The organism is Yinghuangia seranimata, assembly GCF_029953285.1.
GTDB lineage: Bacteria > Actinomycetota > Actinomycetes > Streptomycetales > Streptomycetaceae > Yinghuangia > Yinghuangia seranimata.
Window position 1 is genome coordinate 46,552 of the sequence record NZ_JASAOI010000067.1, and the last position, 6,809, is coordinate 53,360.

At 73.8% G+C, this 6,809-nt stretch carries 5 protein-coding genes; 3 read left to right on the plus strand and 2 right to left on the minus strand.

Annotation, left to right across the window (positions count from 1 at the left end):
• The first annotated feature begins 21 nt into the window (after positions 1-21).
• Positions 22-1,413 (plus strand): TQO small subunit DoxD, encoded by a 1,392-nt coding sequence (locus QI554_RS37205; protein ID WP_281476820.1) that lies wholly within the window; start codon positions 22-24, stop codon positions 1,411-1,413.
• A gap of 187 nt (positions 1,414-1,600) precedes the next feature.
• Here the strand turns inward: QI554_RS37205 and QI554_RS37210 are convergent, their stop codons facing one another.
• Complete coding sequence (locus QI554_RS37210) at positions 1,601-2,041, minus strand: PPOX class F420-dependent oxidoreductase (RefSeq protein WP_281476821.1); 441 nt, start codon at positions 2,039-2,041, stop codon at positions 1,601-1,603.
• 98 nt (positions 2,042-2,139) lie between these two features.
• Positions 2,140-3,249, minus strand: coding sequence for an ABC transporter ATP-binding protein (locus QI554_RS37215; protein ID WP_281476822.1), 1,110 nt, complete (start codon positions 3,247-3,249; stop codon positions 2,140-2,142).
• Between the two features lie 245 nt (positions 3,250-3,494).
• Here QI554_RS37215 and QI554_RS37220 point away from each other — a divergent pair, with 245 nt between their 5' ends.
• Both QI554_RS37220 and QI554_RS37225 read left to right on the plus strand, forming a co-directional pair.
• A complete protein-coding gene (locus QI554_RS37220; RefSeq protein WP_281476824.1) occupies positions 3,495-4,646 on the plus strand; it encodes a LacI family DNA-binding transcriptional regulator in 1,152 nt (383 codons plus the stop codon).
• A gap of 111 nt (positions 4,647-4,757) precedes the next feature.
• Positions 4,758-6,584 carry a tetratricopeptide repeat protein gene (locus tag QI554_RS37225; RefSeq protein WP_281476826.1) on the plus strand — a complete coding sequence of 609 codons (1,827 nt, stop codon included), beginning with the start codon at positions 4,758-4,760 and terminating at the stop codon, positions 6,582-6,584.
• The last annotated feature ends 225 nt before the right edge of the window (positions 6,585-6,809 follow it).

The window sequence follows — 6,809 nt, forward strand, 5'->3', positions numbered from 1 at the left end:
CGGATCGGCTGTTAGTGGTGTGTGGAGACCAGATCGGACGGCTACTCCGGTGGTGGCCAGCGTGATCAGGACCGGCTGACGCCGACCGGCGGGGGGCCCGCGGACTTCGGGGCGACCCTCGTGCGTGACGCCGGCGACCCCGCGGCGGTGTCCGCGACCACCCGCAGCCTCCGGGTGGTGATCGGCCCGCCGCCCACCGCGCGGGACCCGCAGGTGCCGGGCCCGCGCCGTGCCGGGTCGGCCGACCCGCTCGCCGTCACCGCCGAACTCCCGCGCATCACCCCCGACATGGATGCGCCCGTCGGCGCGACCCCCGCGGTCACCGAACCGGGCGCCGGCAGGGCCGCGCCGCGGGTGTCGGCGCGCACCGCCGCCCGCAAGGACGCCGCACGGGCGTCCGCGCGGAAGGCCGCGGCGCGCTCGGCGGCCGCGAAGCCGGGGCCCGGCGCCGCGGCGGGGCGGCGCGCGCCCCTGCAACCCGGCATGTTCCTGCTGCCGCTGCGCGTGTTCCTGGGCGCCGCGTTCCTGCTGGAGGGCCTGCGCAAGCTGTACGACCCGGCGTTCCTCGACCCGGACGCCCCCGGCTCGTTCGCGCACCGCATCCACGTGCTGCACGACGGCAGCCTGTTCCCGTCGGTGATGAACCTGGCGTCGCAGCACGCCATCTCGGCGGGGCTGCTGTTCGCGTTCGGCCAGGTGGTCGCGGGTGTCGGGGCGCTGCTGGGGCTGTGGACGCGGTTCATGGGCATGATCGGCATGCTGCTGTCGCTGGGCGTGCTGATCGCGGTCGGTGTGAGCTCGTCGCCGTACCACGCCGCGTACATCGTGTTCCTCGCCGCGTGGAGCCCGCTCGCACTCGCGGGCGCGCCGATGTACTCGGTCGACTGCTGGCTCTCGCTGCGCACGTGGCGCGGGCCGCTGACGCTCCCGGTGCGGGCTCGGCGCCGCAAGCTCGGCTACGGGTCGATCATCGCCGGGCTGGGCGTCGGGCTGACGCTGCTGGCCGGCGCGGTGTTCGGGCACTCGACGGCGCCGGACACGTCGCTGCCGGGGGCGGACACCCCGGAGACCACGGTGACCGGCCCGCCGGCCGCCGGTGTGGCGCCGGCCTCGGTTCCGGTGCCACCCGCGGCGCCGAGCGCGGCGTCGGCGTCGCCGTCCGCGAGCGCCTCGCCGAGCGGCACGAAGGGCGCGTCGCCGAGTGCGTCGGCGTCGCCGAAGGCCAGTGGCGGCAGCACCGCCAAGCCGGCCACGTCGGGCGCCCAGCCGGCGCCCCGCGGCTCAGCGGCCGACGGCGGCAACCCGCCGCCCGCGCAACCCGCGAGCCCGCCGAAGGCCACGACCAAACCGGCGGCCGGCGGCACCGGTGGCTCTTCGGGCGGATCGCCGCTCGGCGGACTGCTGGGGGGGTGATCGGGGGGCTGGATGATGGACGCCGAAGCGGGTGACCGGGGGCGGGGGAAGCACCGGGGTCACCCAGGTACTCAGGTAGTAGCGGAGCAGGCGCCGCGACCACGCGGCGACGAATGCCGGACGAGGCGACGATGCGAACGCGACGATGCGACGACGCGACGACGCAGACGGTTCTCCGGCGCGAAGGTCAGTCCGAGACACCCTTGTGCGCCACCACGTGGTGGATGTGCACGCGGACCAGCAACTCGCCGGGCACGCCGTTGCGTTCGCCGTACTCGACGGCCCGGTCGGCGCCCATGTAGCGGCCGCCGATGCGGGTGGCCCAGGCCCTCAGCTCGGCGGAGTCGTCGATCATGCGGGCCTCGCCCTCGATGACCACATAACTGAACGGCGGCCGGTCGTCGTCGACGCACAGGCTGAGCCGCGGGTCGTTGAGCAGGTTGCGGCCCTTGACCGACGTCTCCGCGGTGTTGAAGACGATCTCGATCGCGGTGCCGTCCAGTTCGTCGACGTCGAACCAGATCGGGGTGACGTGCGGGCGCCCGTCGGGCCGCACGGTGGCCAGCTTTCCCGTGCGCGGGCCTGCGGTGAGGAAGGCGAGGACCTCGTCCGGGCTCATGCGTTCCATGTCCGCAGTCTGCCGCTTCGCGGTGACAGGGGCACGGCCGGATACGCGTACGGCCCCACCGAACCCTCAGACGGTGGGGCCGTACGAACGCACGGGCGTCAGTCGGCCAGGCGCAGGTCCGTCTTCGTGGAGAACAGGTGGGTCTCGCCCGCCTGCGCGACGACGTGCAGCGTCTCGCCCTTGTTCGGCACCTTGCGGCCGGAGACGCGCACGACGAGGCTCTTGTGCTCGCCGTCGATCTTGGCGGTGCCGTAGACGTACGCGTCGGAGCCGAGCTCCTCGACGACGTCCACGACGACGGGGAGGCCGTTGCCGGTCTTCTCCAGCGCGTCGGCGGTGCGGACCACGAGGTGCTCGGGGCGGACGCCCAGGATCACCTTGCGGGCGCCCTCGGCGACGGCGCTCTCGCGGGCCTCGCGGGAGACCGGCACGACCGCGTCGCCGAACCGGACGCCGTCCTCGGTGAGGTCGACCTCGAGCAGGTTCATGGCGGGCGAGCCGATGAAGCCGGCGACGAAGACGTTCGCGGGGCGGTCGTACATGTTGCGCGGGGTGTCGACCTGCTGGAGGAGGCCGTCCTTGAGCACGGCGACGCGGTCGCCCATGGTCATGGCCTCGACCTGGTCGTGCGTGACGTACACGGTCGTGATGCCGAGGCGGCGCTGCAGCGACGCGATCTGGGTGCGGGTCTGCACGCGGAGCTTGGCGTCGAGGTTCGACAGCGGCTCGTCCATGAGGAAGACCTGGGGCTCGCGGACGATCGCGCGGCCCATCGCGACGCGCTGCCGCTGGCCGCCGGAGAGCGCCTTGGGCTTGCGGTCGAGGTACTCGGTGAGGTCGAGGATCTTGGCGGCCTCTTCGACCTTGGCGCGCCGGGTCTCCTTGTCGACGCCCGCGATCTTGAGCGCGAAGCCCATGTTGTCCGCGACCGTCATGTGCGGGTAGAGCGCGTAGTTCTGGAACACCATCGCGATGTCCCGGTCCTTCGGCTCGAGGTAGGTGACGTCGCGGTTCCCGATGTGGATGGAGCCGTCGGTGACCTCTTCGAGGCCCGCGAGCATGCGGAGCGACGTGGACTTGCCGCAGCCGGAGGGGCCGACGAGGACGAGGAACTCGCCGTCGGCGATCTCCAGGTCGAGGGCGTTGACGCTGGGGCGCTCGGCACCCTTGTAGGTGCACGTGGCGGTGCGGTAGCTGACCGAAGCCATGGTGATGTCCCCTTCACCGGCAGGAACGTGCCGGACGATCCGAGTGGAGGGCGAATGGTCTAGTCCATTTGACCGGACCAGAGGGACACCGTACCCGGACATTCCGGTGTCTGGCCAGACCCCGCTGCGCGGGGCCGCGCGAAACGGCCCGGCCGGCGGCGGTGCGAGGCCGCTGCTGCAAGGATTTGCACCGGATGCAAGGCCGTGACGGATCCTGCAGAAACCGTCAACTACGCTGGTCGGCCATGAAGACACGGCTGGCGGACATCGCCGCCCAGGCGGGGGTCAGCGAGGCGACCGTGAGCCGCGTGCTCAACAGCCGCCCCGGAGTCGCCGAGGACACCAGGCGCGCGGTGCTCACCGCGCTCGACGTGCTGGGGTACGAGCGGCCCGCCCGGCTGCGGCGGCGCAGCGCGGGCCTGGTCGGGCTGATGCTGCCCGAGCTGGACAACCCGATCTTTCCGGCGTTCGCGCAGGTCATCGAGCGGGCGCTGGCGCACCACGGCTACACGCCGGTGCTGTGCACGCAGACACCGGGCGGCGCGACCGAGGACGACTACACCGAGCTGCTGCTCGAACGCGGAGTGTCCGGGATCATCTTCGTCTCCGGGCTGCACTCCGACTCCGGCGCGGACCTGTCGCGGTACGTGCGGCTGGTCGAGCGCGGCCTTCCGGTCGTGTTCGTCAACGGCTGGGCCGAGGGCATCGACGCGCCGTTCATCTCCAGCGACGAGTCGGTCGCGGTCGAGCTCGCGATACGGCACCTCGCGTCGCTGCGGCACCGCCGCATCGGCCTCGCGGTCGGGCCCGAGCGCTATGTGCCGACGGCCCGCAAGATCGCCGGGTTCCGGCGCGGCCTCGCCGAGACGTTCGGGATCGCGGACGCCGAGCCGTGGATCGAGCGCTCGCTGTTCTCGGTCGAGGGCGGCCAGGCCGCCGCGGGCGCGCTGCTGGACCGGGGCGCGACGGCGATCGTGTGCGGCAGCGACCTGATGGCGCTCGGCGTGATCCGCGCCGTGCGTGAGCGCGGGATGACGGTGCCGGGCGACGTGTCGGTGGTCGGCTACGACGACTCGCCGCTGGTCGCGTTCACGGATCCGCCGCTGACCACGGTGCGGCAGGCGGTCGCGCCGATGGGCGCGGCGGCGGTGCGCGCGTTGCTCGACGAGATCGGCGGCGGGCGCGCGCCACGCACCGAACTGGTCTACCGGCCCGAGCTGGTGGTGCGCGGGTCGACCGGCCCGGCGCCGGACGCGGCCGGCCCGGGCGGGGCGGGGGAGCCTCCCGCGTTGCGGGACACGGTCGTGCTGCCGAAAACCGTCCCGGCGGACGGGCTCGCGGCGGTCGTCGCCGCCCCGGCGGACCCCGTGGTGGCCGCCGTGCGTTCCGACATGTGAACGTCGTCTTGCCGCCGCCGACGACGACCGGTCTACTCCATTAGTGTCGATCTTCAGCCCTTGGAAGGGTTCGGCACAGGAAAAGACAAGGCGGGGCGGGGGCGTACCACCGTGGCACCACACGAAGGCCGACGCGGCGATTTCGGGCGTGCGGCCGAAGGCGTCGGCGACTCGACACAGGAAGCACACGGCGAGCTGGCCATGGCCCGGCTCGCGCTCGCCGACGGTGAGGTCTCGCACGCGGCGGTGCACGTCGCGAACGCGTTGTTCTGCGAACCGCGGCTGCCCGAGGCGCACGAGCTGCTCTGCGCGCTGGCCGCGCGCAGGGACGACGGCGGCCTCGGGCTCTACGGCCCGGACGAACAGGGCGGCATGTTCGCGGGCAGCGCCGCCGCGCTCGCCCATCTGCAGGCCGCGGCGGGCGACTTCGACCGGGCCCTGGGCACGCTGGCGCAGGTCGCCGCGCACGAGCCGCACCGCCCGTGGGGCGCCTCCGCGGTGTGGCTGGGCCCCGGCATCGTCGGCCGCCTCGACCCGGACGGACTCGCCCGCACGCTCCTCGGCATGGTCCAGCTGCTCGGCGACCCGGTCGACGACGCGCAGTCGGCCGCGCTGGCGCCGTTCGCGGACGTCGCGCGGCTGATGGTGGAGGCGCATCCCGGGCACGGCTTCCTGCTCTGGGCGGGCTCGTCGTTCATGCGGCGGCTCGACGCGCTCGACGAGGCCGTCGACTGGGCGTTCCGCGCGTGGACCCGCGACCGGTCGCTCGAGGCCGCGATCATGCTCGGCAACGCGTGGCGGCGGGTCGGGCGCACCGCCGACACCGAGAAGCTGTGGGCGGCGGTGCTGCGCGACCACCCCGAGGACCTCGACCTGCACGTCGACCTCGGCGAACTCATCGCCGCACAGGGCCGGTTCGACGAAGCGCTGGGCTGGATCCAGCGCGCGCTGGCGGTCGACCCGCACCATCCGAAGGCGGCTCCGGCCGCACACGGCGTGCGGTGGGCCCGCGACCGCGACATCGCGCACCTGGTCGCGCTCGTCGACCACCTGCGGGAACACCCCGACCACGGCTACGCGCACGAGCTGATCGCGCGGGCGTGCTCGGGCGCGTGGCTGCGGCATGTGCCGTACCCCACCGAGGCGTTGACGAACACGCTGCGGCAGCTGCTGGACCAGGTCGAGCCCGGCGACGCCGACATCTCGATATCGCTCAGCGCCCTGGAGCCGCCCAGCGCGCTACTCGCGGTGCGGGGCGTCTTCCCGCGCTTCGGGCTGAGCGTGCAGTCGGTGCCGGAGCCGGACCTGCGGGTGCCGTTGCGGCAGGGGCGGTGCGCGGTGTGGTCGTACGCGCCCGGCGACGTCGAGGCGCGGGCCGTGCCCGGGCCACCGGACCCCGCGGTCGCCGAGGCGGTGCGGGCGATCGCGGAGCCCTCGTGGCCGCACCCGGCGCTCGCGTACGACCGGGCGGTGCTGCTGGCCGGCTGTGCGCTGGAGGACCTGCTCGGCGTGCTCGTGCACCCGCCCGCGCCGGACGACAGTGAGCTGGGCACCACCTTCGCGCGGCACGAACCCGCTTTGTGGGTAAGGCTGGTGCAGATCTGGGCGTGCCTGGGGATCGCGCACCACCGGCCGGACGAGCCGTGGGCCGGTTCGGTGCGCCGGTCGGTGCTGGTCGACCTGGCGTTCGGGCCCGAGGACTGGGTGAGCGACGCGGCCCTGTTCGCGCTGGTCGCGACGGCGTGGCTGGAGCCGGCCGTGCGCGAGGACGTCGCGGAGCTGGTCGGGCACCGCTTCCTGGACGCCAAGCTGGCGTACCGCACCCGCGAGGTGACGCTGCTGCGCTCGCTCGCGGAGTTGGTGCTGGCGACACCGGACATGCCGGCGCAGGTCCGCGCGTCGGCGGTGGAGCAACTGGCGGAGCTGGAGCGGGGGTAGGGCGGGGTGGGCGGTGTCGCGTCGGCCGTCGTCCGTCGGCCGGGGCGGGCCCCGAGCACCTCTGGTCGTCTCCGGGCGGCCCGTTCTCCGGCGGACTGTTCGTGTCGTACCGCCCGTGGATCCCGTCGACCCTGATCGCCGCGCTGCCGCCTGCGTCGTGCTGCGGGACGGGCAGGCCGACACGTTGGTCGCTGAGGTCGTGGGCGCACGTGGTAGGCGGCGGCG

What these genes read in the sequence shown, in the direction of transcription:
- QI554_RS37210 (WP_281476821.1), bottom strand. Translation starts at nt 2,041, where the DNA reads ATGGAACGCATGAGCCCGGACGAGGTCCTCGCCTTCCTCACCGCAGGC.
- QI554_RS37220 (WP_281476824.1), top strand. Translation starts at nt 3,495, where the DNA reads ATGAAGACACGGCTGGCGGACATCGCCGCCCAGGCGGGGGTCAGCGAG.
- QI554_RS37215 (WP_281476822.1), bottom strand. Translation starts at nt 3,249, where the DNA reads ATGGCTTCGGTCAGCTACCGCACCGCCACGTGCACCTACAAGGGTGCC.